A 19731-nucleotide genomic window follows, 5' to 3' on the forward strand; every position below is an offset into this window, starting at 1 on the left:
CCACTAGGCCCCGCCGTACGGCCCTGCTGTACTGCGACAATGAGCCACACCGAGACGGACGCGCGGGCCGATCGAGCGCCCGGAGGCGTCGGCGACAGCGCGCCGCGCCCGGACGGCACGCTGAAGGTGACCGGCGAGTTCGCCTACTCCTCCGACCTGTTCCTGGAGGGCATGCTGTGGGGGGCGACCCTGCGCAGCCCGCACCCGTCCGCCTGGATCCGCTCGATCGACGTGGGCCCGGCGCTCGCCATGCCGGGGGTGTACGCCGTGCTGACGCACGAGGACGTCCCCGGGGCCAAGCACTACGGCCTGGACGCGGCCGACCAGCCGGTGCTCGCCATCGACCAGGTGCGCTACCAGGGCGAGCCGGTCGCGATCGTGGCCGCCGACCATCCCGAGACCGCGCGCCGCGCCGCCGCCGCGATCGCGGTGCGCTACGAGGTGCGGGAGCCGGTGACCGACGCCCGGCGGGCCGCCTTCGACCCGGCCTGCCCGCCGGTGCATCCCGGCGGCAACCTGGTACGGCGCCAGCCGGTGCTCACCGGCGCGGGGCGTGACTCGGGGCCGGGCATGCGGCTGGGCACGGGACTGGGCACAGGACTGGGCACGGGGCCGGACGCCGCCGAGGTGGTGGTGACCGGCGAGTACGAGGTGGGCATGCAGGACCAGGCGCCGCTCGGCCCGGAGTCGGGGCTCGCCGTGCCCGCCGACGACGGCGGCGTGGACCTGTACGTCGCCACCCAGTGGCTGCACGTCGACCAAGCGCAGATCGCGCCGTGCCTGGGGCTGCCCGCCGAGAAGGTACGGCTCACGCTCGCCGGCGTCGGCGGCGCGTTCGGCGCCCGCGAGGACCTGTCCATGCAGATCCACGCCTGCCTGCTGGCGCTGCGCACCGGCCGCCCGGTGAAGTTCGTCTACGGCCGCGAGGAGTCGTTCCTCGGGCACGTGCACCGGCATCCGGCGTGGATGCGCTACGAGCACGGCGCGACCCGCGACGGCAGGCTCGTGTACGTGCGCGCCGAGATCGTGCTCGACGGCGGGGCGTACCGGTCCTCCTCCGGTGCCGTGGTCGCCAACGCGGCCTCGCTGGGCGTGGGGCCGTACGAGGTGCCGAACGTGGACATCGACGCCCGCGTCGTCTACACCAACAATCCCCCGTGCGGGGCGATGCGCGGCTTCGGCGCGGTGCAGGCGTGCTACGCCTACGAGTCGCAGATGGACCGGCTCGCCGAGGCGTGCGGGCTCGATCCGGTGGAGATCCGCGTGCGCAACGCCGTCTCGCAGGGGTCGGCGCTCGCCACCGGCCAGGTGATCGACTCCCCCGCGCCGCTCGCCGCCATGCTGCGCGAGCTGGCGGCCATGCCGCTGCCGCCGCCGGGGCCCGCCGACGACCTGCGCGGGCTCCCCGGCGGCGTCGCGCAGACCACGCACGGGGAGGGGGTACGGCGCGGCGTCGGCTACGGCGTCGGCATCAAGAACATCTGCTACTCCGAGGGGTTCGACGACCACTCCACCGCGCGGGTGCGGGTCGAGCTGCTCGGCGGCGAGCCGCACGCGCTGGTGCACACGGCCGCCGCCGAGGTGGGCCAGGGGCTGCTCACCATCCAGACCCAGATCGCCCGCACCGAGCTGGGCGTGCGGCGGGTCACGGTCGTGCCCGCCGACACCGGCGTCGGCTCGGCCGGCTCCACCTCGGCTTCCCGCCAGTCGTACATGACGGGCGGCGCGGTCAAGGCCGCCTGCGAGGCCGTGCGGGCGAGGCTGGACGCGCTGCGCGCCGCGAGCCCCGGCGCGTCCCTGGCCGAGCTGCTGGAACGGCACGGCCCGGTCGAGGAGACCCGCGAGTTCCACCACCGGCCCACCGTGCCCATGGACCCGGTCACCGGCCAGGGCTCCTCGCACGTGCAGCTCGCCCTGTGCGTGCACCGCGCCGTGGTGGACGTGGACGTCGAGCTCGGCCTGGTCAAGGTGGTGGAGCTCGCCGCGGTGCAGGACGTCGGGCGGGCGCTCAACCCGCTCGCGCTGGAGGGCCAGATCCACGGAGGCAGCGCGCAGGGCCTCGGCCTCGCCCTGATGGAGGAGATCCAGGTACGCGACGGGGTGGTGCGCAACCCGTCGTTCACCGACTACCTGATCCCCACGATCCTGGACGTGCCGCCCATGCGGCTGTCCATCCTGGAGAACCCCGATCCGCACGCCCCGTACGGCCTGCGCGGCGCGGGCGAGCCGCCCACGCTGTCCTCGACGCCGGCGATCGCCGCCGCCGTACGCGCCGCCACCGGCCTGCCGCTCACGCGCGTCCCCATCCGCCCCGAGGACATCGCCCTGGCCGGGGCGGCGGCTCAGGCCGCCAGGTCCTGAGGATCACAGGCGACGCCGTCATGGTCGATGTCGCCGTCGGCGTACCAGTCGTACTCGGGATGCCAGCCGCGGGTGTAGGGGCCGTAGCCGTTGGCGACGGCCTGGCGGCAGGAGTCGAACCTGGGGCTGCCGCCTGCCGCGGCTGCGCCCGTGCCGCGGGTGCCGCCCGTGCCCCCTGTACCGCCCGCGCCGCCGGTGCCCCCTGTACCGCCGGTGCCGCCCGCTCCGCCAGTGTTGCCGGTCCCCGAGGCCGGGTTTCCGCCTCGGGTGCCCTGCGTGGCCCCGGAACCGGCCGAGGTGGAGGCGGTCGCCGCGGGCGAGGTTCCGGGCGCGGTGCCCGCGTCGGTCCCGGCGGATGACCGCGTCGTATTGGGCACCGTGGACGGCCCTGTGGCCGGGGGCGCGCCGGGGGCCCCGACCAGTCGCGCGACCAGCGCGTCGGCGCCCTCCTTGGTGAAGCCCGCGATGCTGAGGCTGTCCTGGATGATCGCCTGGGTGACGCGGGGGGCGGTCACGACCTTGTCGCCGACGATGACGGCGAGTTGCCGCTCGACCGTGTCCCTGGTGAGGTCGGAGATCGGCCCCCGGTTCTGCGGCGACAGCACGATGCGCACCGAGTAGGAGCCGTTGCGCTCACGCAACGTCTCGATCTTCTGCACGGTGGTCACGGTGACCCCGGGCTCCACCTGGTAGCAGGTGGTGCCCGCCTCGTCCAGCACCGCCTCCGCGCCGGGGCAGGGCGCCTGCTTGACCGCCTTGACCGGGGCGAAGTGCATGGGCGTCTGCAGGCGGCGCACCGCCACGGTGGACAGCGGCGGGGCGTCGGGGTTGCGCGTCATCAGCACCGCGACGGTCGCCAGGACCCCGGTCAGCACCACGACCAGGACGAGCGAGACCGTCAGAGCGATCGTGGCTGCGCGCGGGGCCCCGCTGTGCCCGGCCCCATTCTGTCCGGTTCCGTTCTGTCCGGTCCCGTTTTGCCCGGCGGCGCCTCCCTGCGTCCGGGGCGCCTCGGGGGACGGTACGCCGGGAGGTTGCGGACCCTGTGGTTGGAGGCCCTGTGGCTGGGGGCCCGCTGGTTGCACGCCCGGTGGCTGGGCACCCGGGGGATATGCGCCCAGGGGATATGTGCCAGGTGGCTGGGCGCCCGGGGGGTACGCGCCCGGGGCGGGACTGTCGTGCACTCACTCCCCCGATCCGTCCGCCGCGTCCGCGCCAGAGCCTATCGAGGCGCGGGATTTCGGGCCAATCAAACGATCACCCCGACGCCCGGGCGCGGAAGCCCTGACAATTTGTCAGGTAACGATAAACAATCCATGCCCATTGTGCGGTGCGCGGAGGGCGGCCAGGACCGCAGAGTGAATGGGGGATGGGCACTGCAGGCGGTCTCCTCGGAGGGTTTCTGATGAAGGTCGCGGTTCCTCGTGAGATCAAGAGCCAGGAGTATCGCGTCGCCCTGACCCCCGCGGGCGCACACGAGCTGACCCGGCACGGTCACCAGGTCCTCGTCGAACGCGGCGCGGGCGAGGGGTCGGCGATTCCCGACGAGGATTTCGCCGCCGCCGGGGCCGTGATTCTCGATTCGGCCGACGACCTCTGGGCGGAGGGCGAGCTGGTGCTGAAGGTCAAGGAGCCGATCCCCGCCGAATACCACCGCATGCGCAAGGGGCAGACGCTCTTCACCTATCTGCACCTGGCCGCCTCGCGGGAGTGCACGCAGGCCATGCTCGCCTCCGGCGTCACCGGCGTCGCGTACGAGACCGTGCAGACCCCGCAGGGGTACCTGCCGCTGCTCGCCCCCATGTCGGAGGTGGCCGGACGGCTCGCCCCGCAGGTCGGCGCCTACCACCTGATGCGGCAGGGCGGCGGGCGCGGGGTGCTGATGGGCGGGGTGTCGGGCGTGTACGCGGCGAAGGTGGTGGTGATCGGCGCCGGGGTCTCCGGCATGAACGCCGCCGCCATCGCCCTCGGCATGCAGGCCGAGGTGCTGCTGCTGGACAAGAACATCGACCGGCTGCGCCAGGCCGACGTGATCTACCAGGGGCACTGCCAGACCGTGGCGTCCAACATCTACGAGATCGAGCGCGCGGTGCTCGACGCCGACCTGGTGATCGGCGCGGTGCTGGTGCCGGGCGCGCGGGCGCCGAAGCTGATCGGCGACGACCTGGTGGCGCGGATGAAGCCCGGTTCGGTGCTGGTGGACATCTCCATCGACCAGGGCGGGTGCTTCGAGAGCTCCCGCCCCACCACGCACGCGGACCCGGTCTACCGGGTGCACGACTCGATCTTCTACTGCGTGGCGAACATGCCCGGCGCGGTCCCGCACACCTCGACGTACGCCCTGACCAACGTGACGCTGCCGTACGCGCTGGCCATCGCCGACCGGGGCTTCCGCGCCGCGATGCGCGCCGACCCGGTGCTCGCCGGGGGCCTCAACACCCACGAGGGTCATCTGACCAACGTCGCGGTGGCCGAGGCCCACGGCATGACGGCGCTGCCCGTGGAGCAGGTGCTCGCCTGAGGTCCGCTACTTGTCCTGCGCGGGGGTCGGCGTGGGGGTCGGCGAGACGCTCGCGGATGCGGTCGGGGAGGCGCTGGGGCGGGCGCTCTCCGCGTGCGGGTCCCCCGTCGGGGACGGCAGCGGCGCCTCATCGGCGACGGCGTCGGTGCCGCCCTGGCAGGAGGCGCCGTTCTCCGGGGTGTAGGTGGCGTTCTGCTTGTACCGGGCGATGTACTTCGGCAGCCGCGGGTCGTCCGCGCCGGTGAGGTAGAGCTGGTTGTTCCAGGAGCTCGCCACCACGGGGGCCGGCAGGCCGGGGTACGGGCTGAGCAGGATGTAGTCGCTGGTGACGAGGCTCTTGAGCTTCTCCACCTGGTCGGCGGGCAGGTCCGGCCGGTAGGTGATCCAGACCGCGCCGTGCTCCATCGAGTGCACCGCGGTCTCGTTGTGAATGGGCTTGTCGTAGATCTTGCAGTTCTGCCACACCGGGTTGTGCTCGCCGCCCACCGGCGGCGTCTCTTTATAGGTGAGCTTGGTTTCCCGGTGGATGGCGCCCCGGTAGTTGTAGGTGCGCACGCCGTCGAGCGACGCCGCCGCGCGTTCCCGGACCAGGTAGAAGCCCACCAGGCCGATCAACAGGACGATGACGAAGCCGCCCGCGCCCCACATCAGCATCGCCGCGCGCCGCTCCCTGCGCTGCTGTTCGGCGCGCAACTTCGCCAACTGCTCGCGCCGGGCCCGTGTCTTGTCCTTCGCCATCAATCCTCCATTGGATGCCCAAGTCCGGGTTTCGCCAGTTCGCGCGACGTATGTGGAGGATAATGCGTTGGCATGGCTCTTCGCCCCGCCTAAGCACGAGGTCCGGTCCGCCCCGACAATGGGTACGCTTGCTGACAATGATCTGGCAAAGGCGCAATCTACTGTTCGCCGCCGGGGCGCTGTGCCTGGTGGCGGGCCTGGTGCTGTTCTTCACGCTGCGCGGGTCGGGCACCCCCGGCGACGCCTCGGTGGACGCCGGTTTCGCGCGGGATATGGGGGTTCATCACTCTCAGGCCGTGGAGATGTCGTTCATCGCCAGGGACGCCACCACCGACGCGGAGATCCGCACGCTCACCTACGACATCATCGTCACCCAGTCGGCGCAGCGCGGCATGTTCATGGGCTGGCTGCAGCAGTGGGGGCTGGACCAGGGCACCACCCGCCCGCCGATGGCCTGGATGGCCGGGCACGGCGGGCACGGAGCTCCCGCCGCCGCCCCGACCCCCGGGGCCGGACCGGCGGCGATGCCCGGCTTGGCGACGCCGCAGGAGATCGAGCGGCTCAAGGCGGCCAAGGGCAAGGACGCCGAGATCCTCTTCCTCCAGTTGATGATCCGCCACCACGAGGGCGGCGTGGAGATGGCCAAGGCCGCGCTCCGTCTCAGCGATCGAGCCGACGTGCGGACGACCGCCCAGCACATCGTCGACTCGCAGAGCTCCGAGATCGGCCTGATGACCGAGTTGCTCAAAAAGCGGGGCGCCGAGCCGTACCCCTCGATCCTGCAGGAGGGGAATTGAACCAGGAGCAGGAGCCGGAGAGCCACCTCGAGGTGAGCATCTCCGCCGAGGTGGAGGCCGGAAGCTATGCCAACTTCGTCTCGGTCTGGCATACCCAGGATGGCTTCGTGCTCGACTTCGCGGTCATCACGCGCCCGCCGCAGCTCGCCGACGACCCGTCGTCCGGGCAGCGCATCCTCAGCGTGCCCACCCGCATCGTCAGCCGCATCCGGCTGCCACCCGGCCAGGTCTTCGAACTCATGAAGGCTCTGGAGCAGCAGCTCACCGCGTTCGAGAAGGAGACCGGCCGCGCGCCGTGAGCGCACGGCCGTCCACCCCCGCTCGATCGGTCCGGCTCAATCGGTCCGGCTCAATCGGTCCAGCGCGGTCAGTCCGGCTCGGTCAGGTCTATGCGCCGCCCGTTGAGCTCGCCGGCGGGACGGTCCCACAATGCGGCGACGCGGTCGGCCAGGTCGCGGACGTCGGTGAACCCGGCGAAGGTCGCGCCCGGCCTGGCGGCCCGCATCGCGTCGTCCGCCAGGGCCTTGATCACGAAGATCACCGCCGCCGAGCCGGTGCCGTCGAGCGCCTCGGCCAGCGCCAGCGTCCAGGCCTCCGCCGCCGCCTTCGCCGCCCCGTAGGCGGCGTCGCGCCGCGTGGGCGCCGCGGCGGCCTTGGACGAGACGATGAGGAAGCGACCGTCGCCGCTCGCCCGCAGCAGCGGCTCGAACTCCAGCGACACGTGCTGCAGCGTGCGGATGAGCAGGTCGTGCAGCACGTCCCAGTCCGCCAAGTCGGTCTCGGCGAAGCTCGGCGCGCCACGCCAGCCGCCCACCAGGTGGATCACGCCGTCCACCCGCCCGTGCCGTTCCCCGAGGTCGGCGGCGACATTCCGTACGGCGGGCCGGTCGAGCAGGTCGACGGCGACGGCCTCGGTCGCCTCCACCGGCAGCCGTTCCTTCCTGGTGCCGGCCGCGATCACCGTGTCGCCGTCGGCGGCCAGCCGCCGCACGACCGCGTGCCCGGCCGCGCCGCCCGCGCCGGTCACCAGCACAACCCGGTTCATTCCGCCTCCCGACACCGACGTTCTCGGTGCACAAACCTCTCATACAAGGCCATGCTTCGGCATCCGCCCCGGCGTCGCCGGTACCGGGCCGACGCGACCCCCGGCGGGTGAGGCGGGTTCCGCCGGACGGCGGATGGTTCATCAGCCCCGCGAGGGACGTGGCGGCCGGCTCCGGTCTCCTACCTTTCCCGGTGTCCGTCACCTCGAAGAAGGCCGAAGAGCCATGTTGAACAATCAGATCACGTTCCGGCGCGTCGCCGCGGGAACGCTCCTCATCCTCGCCCCGCTCCTGCAGTTCATCGCCGTCCTCGTGGACCCCGGCACCTGGGGGGACGACCACGAGACCGTGAGCTTCGGCGACAACCCGGCGCTCGCCCAGGCGCAGTCGGCGCTCTACCACTGGAGCTGGATCCTGACGGCCGTCGCCGCGTTCGGCCTGCTGCACCTGGCACGCCGGTACACCGTGAACGGCGTCGCCGGCCAGCCCGCCGGCAAGGGCCTGAGCGTGCTCGCCAATATCGGGGGCACGCTGACCGTGGTCGGCTACATCAACCTGTCGGCGCTGCTGCTGATCGACCCGGTCGAGTGGTGGTTCGGCCAGCACTATCCGCCGGACCAGGCGGGCAAGCTCGTCGACGAGGTCCTCAACCTGCCCGGCGTGATCTTCGGCTTTCAGATGCCGTGGGCGTTCGTCGGCCTGGTGGGGCTGCCGCTGCTCGCCGTGGCGGTGTGGCGGGCCCGCTTCATCGGCTGGTGGGTGCCGGCGCTGGTCGCGGTCGGCTATATCGTCCCGTTCGTGGTGCCGTACGGCCCGGTGACCGTCTTCTTCTGGGCCGTTCCGGTGATCGCCCTCGGCGCGGTCGGCGTGCGCGTCCTGCGCATGGGCGACGCCGCCTGGGCGGCCTACTACCCGGCCGTGCCGGCGCCGGGCCGTACCACCCCGGATTCGTACGCGAACACGACCGCCTGAGCGCGGTCCCGCAGGTCGAGTTTCATGAGCACCCGGGCCACGTGGGTCTTGACCGTGGCCTCGCCGACGAAGAGCGCCGCCGCGATCTCGGCGTTGGTGAGGCCGCGGGCCAGGTGCCGCAGCACCTCGAGCTCCCGGGGGGTGAGGTCGTTCAGCCGCGGCGAGGCGACCGGCTCGTGGCGGTGCGCGAACGAGGCGATCACCCGGGTGGTGACGGCGGGGTCCAGCAGGCCCTCGCCGCGCGCCACCACCTTGATCGCCTCGACGAGCTGCTCGGGCGGGGAGACCTTCAGCAGGAAGCCGCTGGTGCCGGCGCGCAGGGCGGCGTACAGGTTCTCGTCGGTGTCGAAGGTGGTCAGCATGATGATCTTCGAGGGGTGCGGGTCGGCGAGCAGCTCCCGGGCGGCGGCGAGGCCGTCCTTGCGCGGCATGGCGACGTCCATGAGCACCACGTCCGGCCGCAGGCGGCGGACCACCGAGACCGCCTCGACCCCGTCCGACGCCTCGCCGACGACCTCGATGCCCGGCTCGCTCTCCACCACGAGCCGCAGCCCGGCGCGGATCATGGCCTGATCGTCGGCGACCACGATCCGGATGCCGGGGCGGTCAGGGGCGGTGCTGTACGACATGCTCGCAGCCTAATCTTGACACACCACTCTGAATATGTCTGAAACACCCCCTAAAGGGACAACGCAAGCCATACGCAAGCGATCTCCAAGATCGCAGGGCGTTTAACACCCGATTGCAACTGCATGTCGGTAACGCATTGAGGCTTGTACGGCCCGTGGCGCGCTGAGACGCTTGAATCGGATACGTCAGTGAGGAGACGCCGGATGCCGCGCCTGCACTCCCTCGTCGCGGGGTTCGCCGCCCTAAATGTGCTTTTGGTGCTTCCGATGCACCCGCACCCGAGCGGCTCGACCGACCGGGTCACCCCAGGGGCGGTGCGTGTCGAGGCGACGTCGCGCGTCTCGATCACCCTTCACGACGATCGCAGCATCATCAGGCGCGTGGAGCGCGAGTACGAGACCCTCATCGCCGAGGGCAGCGGCTTCACGGTGACGCCCGACGGCGCCGTCGTCACCGCCACCGGCGTGGTGAAGAGCGATCGAGATGCCCGCGTCTACGCCGCCAACCGGGTGTTCGCCGAGTACTTCAAGGTCAAGATCCCCGCGGACTACTCCCGGCACAGGCTGAAGGACCCCGATCTCAACGCCCGCCTGCAGCGCTGTTATCCCCCGGTCGAGGAGAACTCCATCTGCGAGGCGACGGTCACCACCAAGGTGACGGTCTTCCCGTACACCATCGCCGAGAACTCCGACGGGCTGCCCGCGGAGGTCCTGCAATCGGGCTCATCCCCCTCGTCCGCCGCGGTGCTGAAGATCACCGAAGACGTCGACGGCCTGCCCACCGTGCCGCTCGCCACGAAACTGGACAGCAAGGTGGAGTCGATCGACTTCATGACGCTGCCCGACCGTCCCTCGGCGAAGAAGCCGCCCGTGCTCACCGCCGCGCACCTCGAACCGCCCGGCAGCGGCACGTTCCGCAAGAGCGAGACCGAGAAGATCGACAAGGCGCTGAAGGGCGACGGCGACGGCGCGGCGGTCATCGACGACGGCAAGAGCGAGATCATCGGGCTGGTCACCGGCGGCGGCGACGAACCGGTGATCCTCACCCCGGTCGAGGACATCCACAACGCGCTGGTCGCCGCCGACGTCACCCCCCGGCGCGGCCAGGTGGACGTGGTGTACGAGACCGCGCTGGCCTCGTACCACAACAAGAACTACACCAACGCGATCCCGGTCCTGCAGCAGGTGCTGCGGCTGCGCGGCGACCACGCGGTCGCCGCCGACCACCTGCGCGTCGCGCAGAGCAAGCGTGGCACCGCCGAGGACACCGGGGCGAAGGGCGCGCAGCCGAGCGCGGCGCCGCAGCGGACCTCGTCGGCCTCCCCCTGGCTGTGGGTGACCGGCGGCGTGGTCGTGGCCGGGCTGCTGGTCGCCGTGCTGGTGCCGATGATGCTGCGCCGCCGCCGCGAGCGCGCCCAAGAGGACCTGGGCGGGCCGACGCCGCCCGACGCGATGCAGATCTCCTCCTGGCCGCCGCAGCCGACCGAGATGCTGGAGTACGCCCAGTCCGCCGAGATCGGCCTCCAAGGGGCGAACCTCCCGCCCCAGCAGGGCGCGCCCCTCGGCGCACCCGCCTATCCGGGGGACCTGCCGCACCCCGCCGTCCCCCACCCCCGCCCGACCGAGGTCCCGGTCGGCGGCACCCAAACCATGCGCTTCTGCACGCAGTGCGGCATGCGCCTCGGCCACGCCCACAGATTCTGCGGCTTCTGCGGGCATCCGGTGGAGTCGCCGTGACCGATCTCGGGGGACCTCCGTTGCCACCGCTCATCGGGACGCGGCTCGGCGACTATCTCGTCGAGTCCGTGGTGGGCCGGGGCGGCATGGCCACGGTGTACCGGGCGCACGACCACCGGTTGAACCGGGCCGTCGCGCTGAAGGTGCTCGCCCCGCAGCTCTCCCACGACCCGCGCTTCCGCGACCGGTTCATCCGCGAGTCGCGGCTGGTGGCGAGCATCGACCACCCGCACATCATCCCGATCTACGAGGCCGGCGAGAGCAACGAGCTGCTGTTCATCGCCATGCGCTACGTCGACGGCAGCGACCTGCGCAAGCTGATCCAGTCCGGCGGCCCGCTGCCGATCGCCCGGGCCGGGCGGCTGTTCACGCAGATCGCCTCGGCGCTGGACGCCGCCCACCTCAACGGCCTGGTGCACCGCGACGTCAAACCGGCGAACATCCTGGTCGCCGAGGGGCCCGCGAGCGACCCGGAGGCCGACCACGTCTACCTCACCGACTTCGGGCTCACCAAGAGCACGTACGCCGAGGCGGGGCTGACCAGCCAGGGCCAGTTCATGGGCACGCCCCGGTACGTGGCGCCGGAGCAGATCCGCGGCCTGCCGGTGGACGGCCGCGGCGACCTGTACGCGTTCGCGTGCGTGGTCTACGAGGCGCTGACCGGGCTGCCGCCGTTCCAGCGGGACACCGAGCTGGCGCTGCTGTACGCCCACGTGTCGCACGAGCCGCCCCCGCTGACGCCGTACCGGCCGGAGCTGCCGCACGCGGTGAACGCCGTGATGGCGCGGGCGCTGGCCAAGTCGCCGACCGAGCGGTACGCCACCTGCCAGCAGTTCATCACGGCGCTGCGCGACGCGATCGCGGGCGGTCCTGGCACGGCCGGGGTGGCCCCGGAGATCGGCACGACCAGCACACCGCCCGTGCCCTCGCCGCCCGAGCCGGTCGCGGGTCTGGCGCCAGGGCCCGTGTCCGGTCCCTTCCCCGGCCCGATCTCCGGGCCGATTTCTGGGCCGGTGACGGGGGCGAACACCTGGCCGCCCGGAGGCGCGGGGCCGCACAGCCACCCGGGGCAGGGCATGTCGAGCCTGCCGCCGGGCGCGGCCTGGACCCAGCCGGCCGCCGAGTACCGGCCCCGGCAGGCCAGGCGCAAGGGCGTGCCGAAGGGACCCCTGATCGGCATCGCCGCCGCGCTGGTCTCGCTGGCCGTGGTGGCGCTCGTGCTGTTCAACCCCGGCGGCCAGTCGCCGGTCACCTGGCACACCTTCTCCGGCAACCTGGCCGCGCCGTTCACCTTCAGCCACCCCGCCGAGTGGAGCACCCGCGTACACGGGGACGAGTATGTGATCATCTCGCCCAGCGCGGCGGAGTTCGAGACGCTGTTCTCGGTGCCGCTCGTCTCGGACTGGACGACGGTGAACCGCATCATCAACAGCGAGGACCCCGGCCGGGCGGCCGGAATCCTCGCGCAGGTGAACAACACCCTCGACGTCTCCGACGTGCAGCACCTGAAGGACACCCTGCCGGCCGTGCTGCCCGGCCCGGTCGGCTTCGGCTCCGAGCCCACGGCGGCCACGGTCGGCGGACGCCCGGGCTTCCGCGTGACGGGCACGATCAACGACCCGCAGCAGGGCGGCCGCCTCGACTTCGTCGCCTACCTGGTCAGACGCGCTCAGGGCCAGCCAACCGCACTGATCACCTTCTTCTGCGCCCCGGGCCGCTGCGACAACTCCATGATCGACCGCGTCGTCGGCAGCGTCGCCTTCCAGTAGTCGCCTTCCACTCGGCCGCCGCCCGGCAGCGGGGCGGCGGCTCAGCGCGGACGGGGCCCCCGATGCCACTCGTGGACCCCGTCGCGCACGGCGGCGTGCACGGCGCGAGCGATGCGCGCGCCCCACACCGAGCGCGGCCCGCCGAAGATCTCCTCGGGACCGTCCTGGCGCACGGCGACGCAAACCGCGTCCGAGGCGGTCCCCGTGCCGGGAAAGCCGGTCTCGACCAGCGCCTGCGTCTTGGCCTCGGTCACCGTCATCACCGCGTTCACCAGGGCGGCGTCCGACATCGCGACCGGCACCACGACCACGATGTTGATCGTCCCGGGAGCCGGCGCCCGCCGACCGGAGTCCACCGCGTCCGCCGTGGCCACAGCGTCCACCGTGGCCGCCGCGTCCCGCGCACCATCGGCGCTCGGCCCGCCGTGCGAGCCCGCCTCGCCTCGCGGCTCAAGCTCCGGGTCGTCGGCGTCCGGCGGCGCGGCGGCCCAGGTGGGACGGCGCAGGCCCACGGTCGCGACCGCCTCCACGCCGCCGTCATGACGGCGCACGTAACGATCGGCGTACGCGACCGTCATCATGCCGACGCCCGATCCGCCCGGCCCGAGCTCCCGCAGGTGATCGGCGGGGTCGAGGCGGGCGTACCCGCTCGCCACCTGGGCGTTGAGCACCCACTCCCGCGGCCCGATCCCGCCGCCGAGCACCGCCGAGGAGATCATGCGCCAGCCCGGCCCGAACTCCCACAGCAGCGAGGCGAGCCGTGCCCCGTCCTCCTGCCGGTAGGCGAGCGTCATCGGATGCGGAACCGGTTCTGCCATGGACTACCTCGGCGGCTACCCGCCCTCGGGGCGGACCAGGTGGATCAGGGGGCGGTCGCCCGGCCCGGCCTCGACCCGGACGCGGGCGCCGAAGTGCTCGGCCAGCGACGTCGCCGTCAGCACCTCGGCGGGCGGCCCGGCCGCGACCGGGCGGCCCTGCGACAGTAGCAGCACCGCGTCGGCGTACTGCCCGGCGAGGCTCAGATCGTGCAGGACGGCGACGACCGTGAGGCCGTCGGCGAGCCGGAGGCGGTCCACCAGTTCGAGCACCTGCTGCTGGTGGCCGAGGTCGAGGGCGGTCGTCGGCTCGTCAAGCAGCAGGATCGGCGCCCGCTGGGCGAGGGCGCGGGCGAGCACGACCCGCTGGCGTTCGCCGCCCGACAGGTGGGCGAGGCGGCGCCGGGCCAGCGCCGCGAGCCCGAGCCGGTCGAGCACCGAGGCGGTGATCTCCCGGTCGGTGCGGCCCTCCCGCCCCAGATAGGAGATGTACGGCGTGCGCCCGAGCAGCGCGTAGTCGAACACGGTCATGTCGGGCGGCAGCGACGGCGTCTGCGGCGCGTAGGCGAAGAGCCGGGCGCGTTCGCGCAGGCTTCCGGCGTGCGCGGGCTCGCCGTCCACGAGCACCGCGCCCGCGTACGGCACGACCCCGGCGATCGCCTTGAGCAGCGTGGACTTGCCCGCCCCATTGGGCCCGATCACGGCCAGCCAGGCCCCGCCCGGCACGGTCAGCTCGACGCCGGACAGCACCGGCTTCCCGCCGAGATCCACGCCCAGCCCTCGCACCGCGAGCCCGCCGACCGTCTTCCGCGCCGCCTCGTTCCGTCCCTCGCGGGCGGGGGCGCTCACGTCTCCACCGACCGGGTGGCGCGCAGGACGGCGACGAAGAAGGGGGCGCCGACGAAGGCGGTGACCACGCCGATGGGCAGCTCCGCCGGGGCCACGACGGTACGGGCCACCAGGTCGGCGACGACCAGGAACGCGGCCCCGCCGACGAGCGAGAGCGGCAGCACGATCCGGTACGAGCCGCCCGCCAGCCGCCGCACCACGTGCGGCACCACCACGCCGACGAAGCCGATCAGCCCGCTCACCGCGACCGCGGCGGCGGTGGCGAGCGACGCGGCGGCGAGGACCACGAGCCGGACGCGGGCCACGTTGACGCCCAGCCCGGCCGCCTCCTCGTCGCCGACCGACAACACGTCGAGCAGCCGCCCGTGCAGCAGCATGACGGCCGTGGACGCGACCGTGTAGGGCGCGATCACCGCGAGCTGCTCCCAGCTTCCGCCGAGGTCGCCGAGGATCCAGGCGTACACGCGCTGCAGCTCCTCGACGTCGAGCTGCTGCACGAACGTCTGGATCGCGGTGAGGAACGACATGACCGCGACGCCCGCGAGCACGAGCGTCGCCGTGCCGCCGCCGTGCACCGCCGTGCGGCCCAGCGCGTACGCCAGGAAGACCCCGCCGACGGACCCGGCGAACGCGGCCACCGGCACGGCCGCGTTCCCCGCCTCACCCGGCAGGAGCACGACGGCGAGGGTGACGGCGAGCCCGGCCCCGGCGGCGGCGCCGAGCAGGTAGGGGTCGGCGAGCGGGTTGCGGAACACGCCCTGGTAACCGGCCCCGGCGATGGCGAGCAGCCCGCCGACGACCACCGCGGTCAGCACGCGCGGCAGCCGCAGCTCCAGCAGCAGCGCCTGCTCGACCGGCGACAGCCCCGGGTCCACCGTGACCAGCGGCAGCCGGTCGAGCAGCGTCAGCAGGACTCCCCTCACCGGCATGTCGGCGGCCCCCACGAGCAGCCCGGCCGTCATCGTGGCCGGGAGCAGGATCACCGCCACAAGCACCGGCAGCACCCGCGCCCGCCGCCCCGGCACGGCCACGGCCGGACGCCGGAGGAACCCGGAAGGCGCGGAGGCCGCAGGCTGCTCGGCGACAGCGGTGTGTTCGGAGGCGGCGGAGTGCTCGGACGACGCGCGACGGACGCCCATGGATCAGCCGGACGCTTCGCGCACGGCCCCGCCGACGGTCTTGGCGAAGTCGACGACGCGCGGCCCCCAGCGGGAGGCGATGTCGTCGTCAAGGCCGATCACCCGGTCGTTCTTGATCGCCGACAGGCCGGACCAGCCCGGCCGCTTGGCGAGGGTGTCCCGGTTCTGCCCGCAGCACTTCGCGGTGGCGAGGAAGATCAGATCCGGGTCGGCCTTGGCGATGAACTCCGTCGACAGCTTGGGGTAGCCGCCGCTCGCGTCCGGCGCCTCGTCGGCGATGTTCACGAGCCCGAACAGGCCGTAGACCCGGCCGATGAACGTGCTGGACGTCACCGAGTACGGCGTGGTGTCCACCTCGTGGTAGAAGCTCAGCTTCTTGTTCTTGGGGGCCTCGGCCGCGAGCCGGTCCAGCTCCCGCTTCATGCCGTCCGCGACCTCGCGCGCCTTGTCCGCGTTGCCGGTGGCGGCCCCGAGGTCGGCGATCTGGTCGTACGCGTCGTCGAAGTCGGCCGCCGACGGCTCGACGAGCACGGGCACCTTGACCTTGCCCAGCTCGGCCACGATGCCGCCCACATCATTGGTGATCACGACCAGGTCGGGCCGCTGCTCGACGATCGCCTCGACGTTGGGCTTGAATCCCGACAGCGAGGTCTTCGGCGCCTCGGCCGGGAAGTTGGAGCGTTCGTCCACGGCGACGACCTGCGGCCCGGCGCCGATCGCGAACAGCGTCTCGGTCGCGGTCGCCGAGAGCGAGACGATCCGCTCCGGCCGCGCGGCGATGGTGACCGCGCCGTTGCCGGCCTGGACGGTGACGGGGAACGCGCCGGACGCGGACGCGGTGGCGGCGGGGGGTGCGGACGAGGGGGCGGGTGCGGAGTCCTGTGCCTGGCCGCAGGCGGCCAACCCGAGGACACCCAGCAACGCGCTCGCCAAGGCCAGCCGTACGGGCCTCACGAGATCCTCCAGGGGTTGCCGGGAATCGAGGGACCCGTGCGGACGGATCACCCTTTTCCACGAGGGTTGATGTCGTCGGCGCGGTGCCCAGGCGACCTGGCTCGCCCTCACGGGCATGACAGTTGCGGGACAGCACCGGACTCCCACCGGATTTCGCTGAGCACAGCGCGTCCCTGGCACGGTATCAACCCCTGATCGCCCCATCCAGCCGCGGGTCGGGCTTCGGACGGCGGCCGAGCGGCGGCACCGACCGGGCCCCGGCGAGCCCCCCGTACGGCGGGGAATCGGCGACCGGCATGATGGTCGAATATGGCTGAGTTGATTCTGCTCCGGCACGGCGAGACCGAGTGGAGCCGCGACCACCGGCACACCGGCCGCACCGACGTCCCCCTGACCGGGCGCGGCGAGCAGCAGGCACGGCTGCTCGCCCCCGAGTTCGCCGGCCACCGCTTCGCGCTGGTCCTCGTCAGCCCGGCGCTACGCGCTCGCCGTACGGCGGAGTTGGCCGGCCTGACCGCCGGGAACGGCGCGGCGGCCCCGGAGCCCGACCCCGACCTGTGGGAGTGGGACTACGGCGGCTACGAGGGCGTCACCACGGCCCGGATCCGCGAGGACCGGCCCGGCTGGTACCTGTGGCGCGACGGGGTCATCCCGGGCGGCCCCGAGCATCCCGGCGAGACGATCGACCAGGTGGGGGCACGCGTCGATCGCGTCATCGCCCGGGTCCGGCCCGTCCTCGCCGACGCCAACGCCGAGGCCGACCCCGACACCGACGACGGCGGCGGCGGGAACGGCGGCGATGTGGCCGTGGTCGCGCACGGTCACCTGCTGCGGGCGCTGACCGCGCGCTGGCTCGGCCTCCCGCCGCGGGACGGCCGCCTGTTCCGGCTCGACACCGGAACGATCAGCGCCCTCGGTTTCGAGCACGGCGAGCCGGTGATCCTCCGCTGGAACGCCCCGGTGCGCTCGCCGTGAGGCGGCACACGCCGGAACGCTCAGACGGTGGCGACCTGCTGCGGCTGCGGACCGCGCCCGGTGAGCCACTCCAGCACCTTGCGGTGCCCGCGGCGGGCGTCCTCGAAGTGCCCCCAGCGCCAGTAGCGGGGCTGGTCGCGCACGCCGGTGACCCAGGTGCGGTAGGCGACGGCCCGCTCCTCGCCCGTCTCCCCCGTGGCCGACTCCGCCGGCGCGGCCACGCCGTAGGTACGGATCACGACACGGCCGCCCGGTGCGAACAGCACGTCGTCGGCCACGGGGTACAGCGTCATCCGGTCCAGCATCAGGGCCCCCACGATGTCGTCCAAACAGATGTCCGAACGCGTGTCGTCGTCGCGATGGACGGGTCCCAATGTGCCGGACTCGACGATGATCCGGGTTACACCACCACCGCACCCGCGTTAATCGGATGCGGTCAATGTTAATAAGCGGTTACGCCAGCAGGTTGTCGAACTCGCCGTCCTTCACCCCCATGACGAGGGCCCGGATCTCATCTCGCGTGTAGATCAGGGCGGGGCCCTCGGGGAAGCGGGAGTTCCTGACGGCGATGTCACCGTCGGGGAGCTCGGCGAGCTCCACGCAGTTACCGGTCGAGTTGCTGTGGATGCTCTTGCGCCACCGGACCCCGTCGAGGTCGCTGGCCGGCATCCCGTTGTACGTCTGCTGCATCTACATCTCTCTGAGAATGTCCCCGAGTATCTCAGCGGTGCCGCCTGGCGTGGTGCTCTCCACGCACAACTGCTCCATCGCGGTGAGGTACGGGTCGATGTCCTCACGCTTGTCCAGGTATAAGGCACCCCAGAGCTGCTCGACGTAGACCACGTCCGACAGGTCGGACTCTGGAAAACGCAAGATTGTGAACGCCCCGCCTTCGGCGGCGTGCATGCCGAACTTGAACGGCATCACCTGGATGGTGATGTTCGGCAGAGTCGAGACGTCCAGCAGGTGCTGGATCTGCTCGCGCATGATGTCGGGGCCGCCGATCGGCCGCCGGAGCGCCGCTTCGTCGATCACCGCCCACAGCTTCGGCCCGTCCTTGCGGCCGAGACGCTCTTGCCGCTGCATGCGCATATGCACGCGGCGTTTGAGCTCCTCCTCCGAGCCATCCGGATATCCGAGCTGGATGACCGTGCGGGCGTACGCCGCGGTCTGCAGCAGGCCGGGCACGAACTGCACCTCGTAGGTGCGGATCACGGCCGCGGCCTCCTCCAGGCCGACGTAGGTGGTGAACCAGCTTGGCAGCAGGTCGCCGTACTTGTGCCACCAGCCCGGCGTGTTCGCCTCACGGACCATCTCCAGCAGGCTACGGCGTTCGGCGTCGTCGTTGACGCCGTAGAGCGTGAGCAGGTCTTCGACGTCACGTGTCTTGAAACCGACCCGGCCGAGCTCCATTCGGCTGATCTTGGACTCCGAGGCCCGGATATGGAATCCGGCCACCTCGCGGGTGAGTCCTTTTTGCTCGCGCAGCCGCCGAAGGCTGGCACCGAGCATGATGCGCCGAACTGTGGAGCCGGAACCCGGCGGATCTATGGACACGTCACTTTCCTCCGGTTGTGGACTGCATCACACAGTCTGTCAAAGATCGCGCGTGGGCTCCCCTTTCAGATTCAGGGTTCCTTGAGACAACGGTAGCGCGTGCACGAGGCTCTTGCACGTGCATTCGCTCTTGCACTTGCACATGATGTTGGAGCATCCTTGTTCCCATGCATTCCACGGACCTGACGCGTGGACAGAGCAAGCCGGCCTTCGACTGGTGGCCCCCGCTCGGCTGGTGGCCCGACCCCGCCCGCGATCTGCTGGGCGGGCGCTTCCACGACCCCGCCGCCACCGCCACCTTCGCCCTCCCCGCCCGTCCGGAGGTGGCGCGGACCGCGCGCACCTTCGCGATGAACACGCTGTGCGGCTGGGCGATGGAGGACCTCGCCGAAGGCATGGGGCTGGTCGTCTCCGAGCTCGCGACCAACGCCCTGCGGCACGGCCTGGCGCTCGCCGCACCCCGCGCGGCCGAGCCGATCCGGCTCTCGCTCATCCGCCGCGGGTCCCTGGTGGCCTGCGCCATCGCCGATCCGGGGACGACGCCGCCGGTGCTGCGGCACCCCGCCCCGCTGGAGCCCGGCGGACTCGGCCTGCACATCGTCGACTCGCTCAGCGTGCGCTGGGGATGGTCGCCGCTGACCCCCAGCGGCAAGGCGGTCTGGGCCATCCTGGAGACCTGCGCCGGGCCCGCCGCCGCCTGCTTCTGAAGATCTTCCTGTTAATGGTGGGACTTCTGCGTTCCCCAATTTTTCCCGAGTTTCGCGGGCTTCCGCGAAGAGCATTGACGACTTCCGATAAGTGGAGAACAGTTCCCGGTAACGGGAATCGCCGCAGACGTCCGCACGGCGTGCGAGGGCCCGGGACCCGGCTCGGCC

The 19731-nt window shown here is 72.1% G+C and carries 20 protein-coding genes and 1 riboswitch; of the genes, 9 read left to right on the forward strand and 11 right to left on the reverse strand.

All coding sequences use genetic code 11. The features are described from left to right. Positions 1 to 39 precede the first annotated feature (39 nt). Positions 40 to 2361, forward strand: a complete 2322-nt coding sequence (locus AB0K60_RS10795; RefSeq protein ID WP_364051299.1) for a molybdopterin cofactor-binding domain-containing protein — start codon at positions 40 to 42, stop codon at positions 2359 to 2361. On the opposite strand, the gene AB0K60_RS10800 is transcribed toward AB0K60_RS10795, so the two are convergent. Then, the gene (locus AB0K60_RS10800) at positions 2343 to 3236 is read right to left on the reverse strand and encodes an excalibur calcium-binding domain-containing protein (protein WP_364051302.1); all 894 of its coding nucleotides are present in this window, start codon (positions 3234 to 3236) and stop codon (positions 2343 to 2345) included. The two genes, AB0K60_RS10795 and AB0K60_RS10800, sit on opposite strands and share 19 nt — an antisense overlap. A gap of 530 nt (positions 3237 to 3766) precedes the next feature. On the opposite strand from AB0K60_RS10800, the gene ald reads away from it, so the two are divergent. After that, a complete protein-coding gene (gene ald / locus AB0K60_RS10805; RefSeq protein ID WP_364051305.1) occupies positions 3767 to 4882 on the forward strand; it encodes an alanine dehydrogenase in 1116 nt (371 codons plus the stop codon). A gap of 6 nt (positions 4883 to 4888) precedes the next feature. Here ald and AB0K60_RS10810 read toward each other — a convergent pair whose 3' ends face one another. After that, positions 4889 to 5620 carry a DUF3105 domain-containing protein gene (locus AB0K60_RS10810; RefSeq protein ID WP_364051308.1) on the reverse strand — a complete coding sequence of 244 codons (732 nt, stop codon included), beginning with the start codon at positions 5618 to 5620 and terminating at the stop codon, positions 4889 to 4891. Between the two features lie 137 nt (positions 5621 to 5757). On the opposite strand from AB0K60_RS10810, the gene AB0K60_RS10815 reads away from it, so the two are divergent. Next, complete coding sequence (locus tag AB0K60_RS10815) at positions 5758 to 6417, forward strand: DUF305 domain-containing protein (RefSeq protein WP_364051311.1); 660 nt, start codon at positions 5758 to 5760, stop codon at positions 6415 to 6417. Next, positions 6414 to 6716, forward strand: a complete 303-nt coding sequence (locus AB0K60_RS10820; RefSeq protein ID WP_364051314.1) for a DUF3467 domain-containing protein — start codon at positions 6414 to 6416, stop codon at positions 6714 to 6716. The genes AB0K60_RS10815 and AB0K60_RS10820 overlap by 4 nt, the downstream gene beginning before the upstream one ends. 68 nt (positions 6717 to 6784) lie before the next feature. On the opposite strand, the gene AB0K60_RS10825 is transcribed toward AB0K60_RS10820, so the two are convergent. Next, complete coding sequence (locus AB0K60_RS10825) at positions 6785 to 7462, reverse strand: SDR family NAD(P)-dependent oxidoreductase (RefSeq protein WP_364051317.1); 678 nt, start codon at positions 7460 to 7462, stop codon at positions 6785 to 6787. Between the two features lie 223 nt (positions 7463 to 7685). On the opposite strand from AB0K60_RS10825, the gene AB0K60_RS10830 reads away from it, so the two are divergent. Beyond that, positions 7686 to 8432: a hypothetical protein gene (locus AB0K60_RS10830; protein WP_364051320.1), complete on the forward strand. Its 747-nt coding sequence runs from the start codon at positions 7686 to 7688 to the stop codon at positions 8430 to 8432. Here AB0K60_RS10830 and AB0K60_RS10835 read toward each other — a convergent pair. Then, positions 8369 to 9061, reverse strand: coding sequence for a response regulator transcription factor (locus tag AB0K60_RS10835; protein WP_364051323.1), 693 nt, complete (start codon positions 9059 to 9061; stop codon positions 8369 to 8371). The two genes, AB0K60_RS10830 and AB0K60_RS10835, sit on opposite strands and share 64 nt — an antisense overlap. Before the next feature lie 204 nt (positions 9062 to 9265). On the opposite strand from AB0K60_RS10835, the gene AB0K60_RS10840 reads away from it, so the two are divergent. Next, positions 9266 to 10798, forward strand: a complete 1533-nt coding sequence (locus AB0K60_RS10840; RefSeq protein WP_364051326.1) for a hypothetical protein — start codon at positions 9266 to 9268, stop codon at positions 10796 to 10798. Continuing rightward, positions 10795 to 12567: a serine/threonine-protein kinase gene (locus AB0K60_RS10845; RefSeq protein WP_364051329.1), complete on the forward strand. Its 1773-nt coding sequence runs from the start codon at positions 10795 to 10797 to the stop codon at positions 12565 to 12567. The genes AB0K60_RS10840 and AB0K60_RS10845 overlap by 4 nt, the downstream gene beginning before the upstream one ends. Positions 12568 to 12608: 41 nt before the next feature. Here AB0K60_RS10845 and AB0K60_RS10850 read toward each other — a convergent pair whose 3' ends face one another. The 4 genes from AB0K60_RS10850 to AB0K60_RS10865 form a co-directional block, all read right to left on the reverse strand. Beyond that, positions 12609 to 13385, reverse strand: a complete 777-nt coding sequence (locus AB0K60_RS10850) for an adenosylcobinamide amidohydrolase (RefSeq protein ID WP_364051332.1) — start codon at positions 13383 to 13385, stop codon at positions 12609 to 12611. 15 nt (positions 13386 to 13400) lie between these two features. Next, positions 13401 to 14231: an ABC transporter ATP-binding protein gene (locus AB0K60_RS10855; RefSeq protein ID WP_364051335.1), complete on the reverse strand. Its 831-nt coding sequence runs from the start codon at positions 14229 to 14231 to the stop codon at positions 13401 to 13403. Further along, complete coding sequence (locus tag AB0K60_RS10860) at positions 14228 to 15193, reverse strand: iron ABC transporter permease (protein ID WP_364052084.1); 966 nt, start codon at positions 15191 to 15193, stop codon at positions 14228 to 14230. Before AB0K60_RS10860 ends, AB0K60_RS10855 begins: the two co-directional genes overlap by 4 nt. Before the next feature lie 180 nt (positions 15194 to 15373). Further along, on the reverse strand, positions 15374 to 16324 hold the full coding sequence (locus AB0K60_RS10865) for an ABC transporter substrate-binding protein (protein WP_364051338.1): 951 nt from the start codon (positions 16322 to 16324) through the stop codon (positions 15374 to 15376). Between the two features lie 71 nt (positions 16325 to 16395). Further along, a riboswitch (cobalamin riboswitch) is annotated at positions 16396 to 16516 on the reverse strand. A 117-nt stretch (positions 16517 to 16633) separates the two neighbouring features. Between AB0K60_RS10865 and AB0K60_RS10870 the strand changes: the two genes are divergently transcribed. Further along, positions 16634 to 17299, forward strand: a complete 666-nt coding sequence (locus AB0K60_RS10870) for a histidine phosphatase family protein (protein ID WP_364051341.1) — start codon at positions 16634 to 16636, stop codon at positions 17297 to 17299. Between the two features lie 20 nt (positions 17300 to 17319). Here the strand turns inward: AB0K60_RS10870 and AB0K60_RS10875 are convergent, their stop codons facing one another. The 3 genes from AB0K60_RS10875 to AB0K60_RS10885 form a co-directional block, all read right to left on the reverse strand. Continuing rightward, a complete protein-coding gene (locus tag AB0K60_RS10875) occupies positions 17320 to 17592 on the reverse strand; it encodes a hypothetical protein (RefSeq protein ID WP_364051344.1) in 273 nt (90 codons plus the stop codon). Positions 17593 to 17752: 160 nt separating this feature from the next. Then, the gene (locus tag AB0K60_RS10880; protein ID WP_364051347.1) at positions 17753 to 17989 is read right to left on the reverse strand and encodes a DUF397 domain-containing protein; all 237 of its coding nucleotides are present in this window, start codon (positions 17987 to 17989) and stop codon (positions 17753 to 17755) included. Then, a complete protein-coding gene (locus AB0K60_RS10885; protein ID WP_364051349.1) occupies positions 17990 to 18811 on the reverse strand; it encodes a helix-turn-helix transcriptional regulator in 822 nt (273 codons plus the stop codon). A 212-nt stretch (positions 18812 to 19023) separates the two neighbouring features. Between AB0K60_RS10885 and AB0K60_RS10890 the strand changes: the two genes are divergently transcribed. Next, positions 19024 to 19563, forward strand: coding sequence for an ATP-binding protein (locus AB0K60_RS10890; protein ID WP_364051352.1), 540 nt, complete (start codon positions 19024 to 19026; stop codon positions 19561 to 19563). Positions 19564 to 19731: the final 168 nt, after the last annotated feature.

This window comes from Thermopolyspora sp. NPDC052614 (assembly GCF_040678635.1).
Classification (GTDB): Bacteria; Actinomycetota; Actinomycetes; order Streptosporangiales; family Streptosporangiaceae; genus Thermopolyspora.

What these genes read in the sequence shown, in the direction of transcription:
- AB0K60_RS10795 (WP_364051299.1), top strand. Translation starts at nt 40, where the DNA reads ATGAGCCACACCGAGACGGACGCGCGGGCCGATCGAGCGCCCGGAGGC.
- ald (WP_364051305.1), top strand. Translation starts at nt 3,767, where the DNA reads ATGAAGGTCGCGGTTCCTCGTGAGATCAAGAGCCAGGAGTATCGCGTC.
- AB0K60_RS10810 (WP_364051308.1), bottom strand. Translation starts at nt 5,620, where the DNA reads ATGGCGAAGGACAAGACACGGGCCCGGCGCGAGCAGTTGGCGAAGTTG.
- AB0K60_RS10815 (WP_364051311.1), top strand. Translation starts at nt 5,758, where the DNA reads ATGATCTGGCAAAGGCGCAATCTACTGTTCGCCGCCGGGGCGCTGTGC.
- AB0K60_RS10825 (WP_364051317.1), bottom strand. Translation starts at nt 7,462, where the DNA reads ATGAACCGGGTTGTGCTGGTGACCGGCGCGGGCGGCGCGGCCGGGCAC.
- AB0K60_RS10830 (WP_364051320.1), top strand. Translation starts at nt 7,686, where the DNA reads ATGTTGAACAATCAGATCACGTTCCGGCGCGTCGCCGCGGGAACGCTC.
- AB0K60_RS10835 (WP_364051323.1), bottom strand. Translation starts at nt 9,061, where the DNA reads ATGTCGTACAGCACCGCCCCTGACCGCCCCGGCATCCGGATCGTGGTC.
- AB0K60_RS10840 (WP_364051326.1), top strand. Translation starts at nt 9,266, where the DNA reads ATGCCGCGCCTGCACTCCCTCGTCGCGGGGTTCGCCGCCCTAAATGTG.
- AB0K60_RS10850 (WP_364051332.1), bottom strand. Translation starts at nt 13,385, where the DNA reads ATGGCAGAACCGGTTCCGCATCCGATGACGCTCGCCTACCGGCAGGAG.
- AB0K60_RS10860 (WP_364052084.1), bottom strand. Translation starts at nt 15,193, where the DNA reads ATGACGGCCGGGCTGCTCGTGGGGGCCGCCGACATGCCGGTGAGGGGA.
- AB0K60_RS10870 (WP_364051341.1), top strand. Translation starts at nt 16,634, where the DNA reads ATGGCTGAGTTGATTCTGCTCCGGCACGGCGAGACCGAGTGGAGCCGC.
- AB0K60_RS10875 (WP_364051344.1), bottom strand. Translation starts at nt 17,592, where the DNA reads ATGACGCTGTACCCCGTGGCCGACGACGTGCTGTTCGCACCGGGCGGC.
- AB0K60_RS10880 (WP_364051347.1), bottom strand. Translation starts at nt 17,989, where the DNA reads ATGCAGCAGACGTACAACGGGATGCCGGCCAGCGACCTCGACGGGGTC.
- AB0K60_RS10885 (WP_364051349.1), bottom strand. Translation starts at nt 18,811, where the DNA reads ATGCTCGGTGCCAGCCTTCGGCGGCTGCGCGAGCAAAAAGGACTCACC.
- AB0K60_RS10890 (WP_364051352.1), top strand. Translation starts at nt 19,024, where the DNA reads ATGCATTCCACGGACCTGACGCGTGGACAGAGCAAGCCGGCCTTCGAC.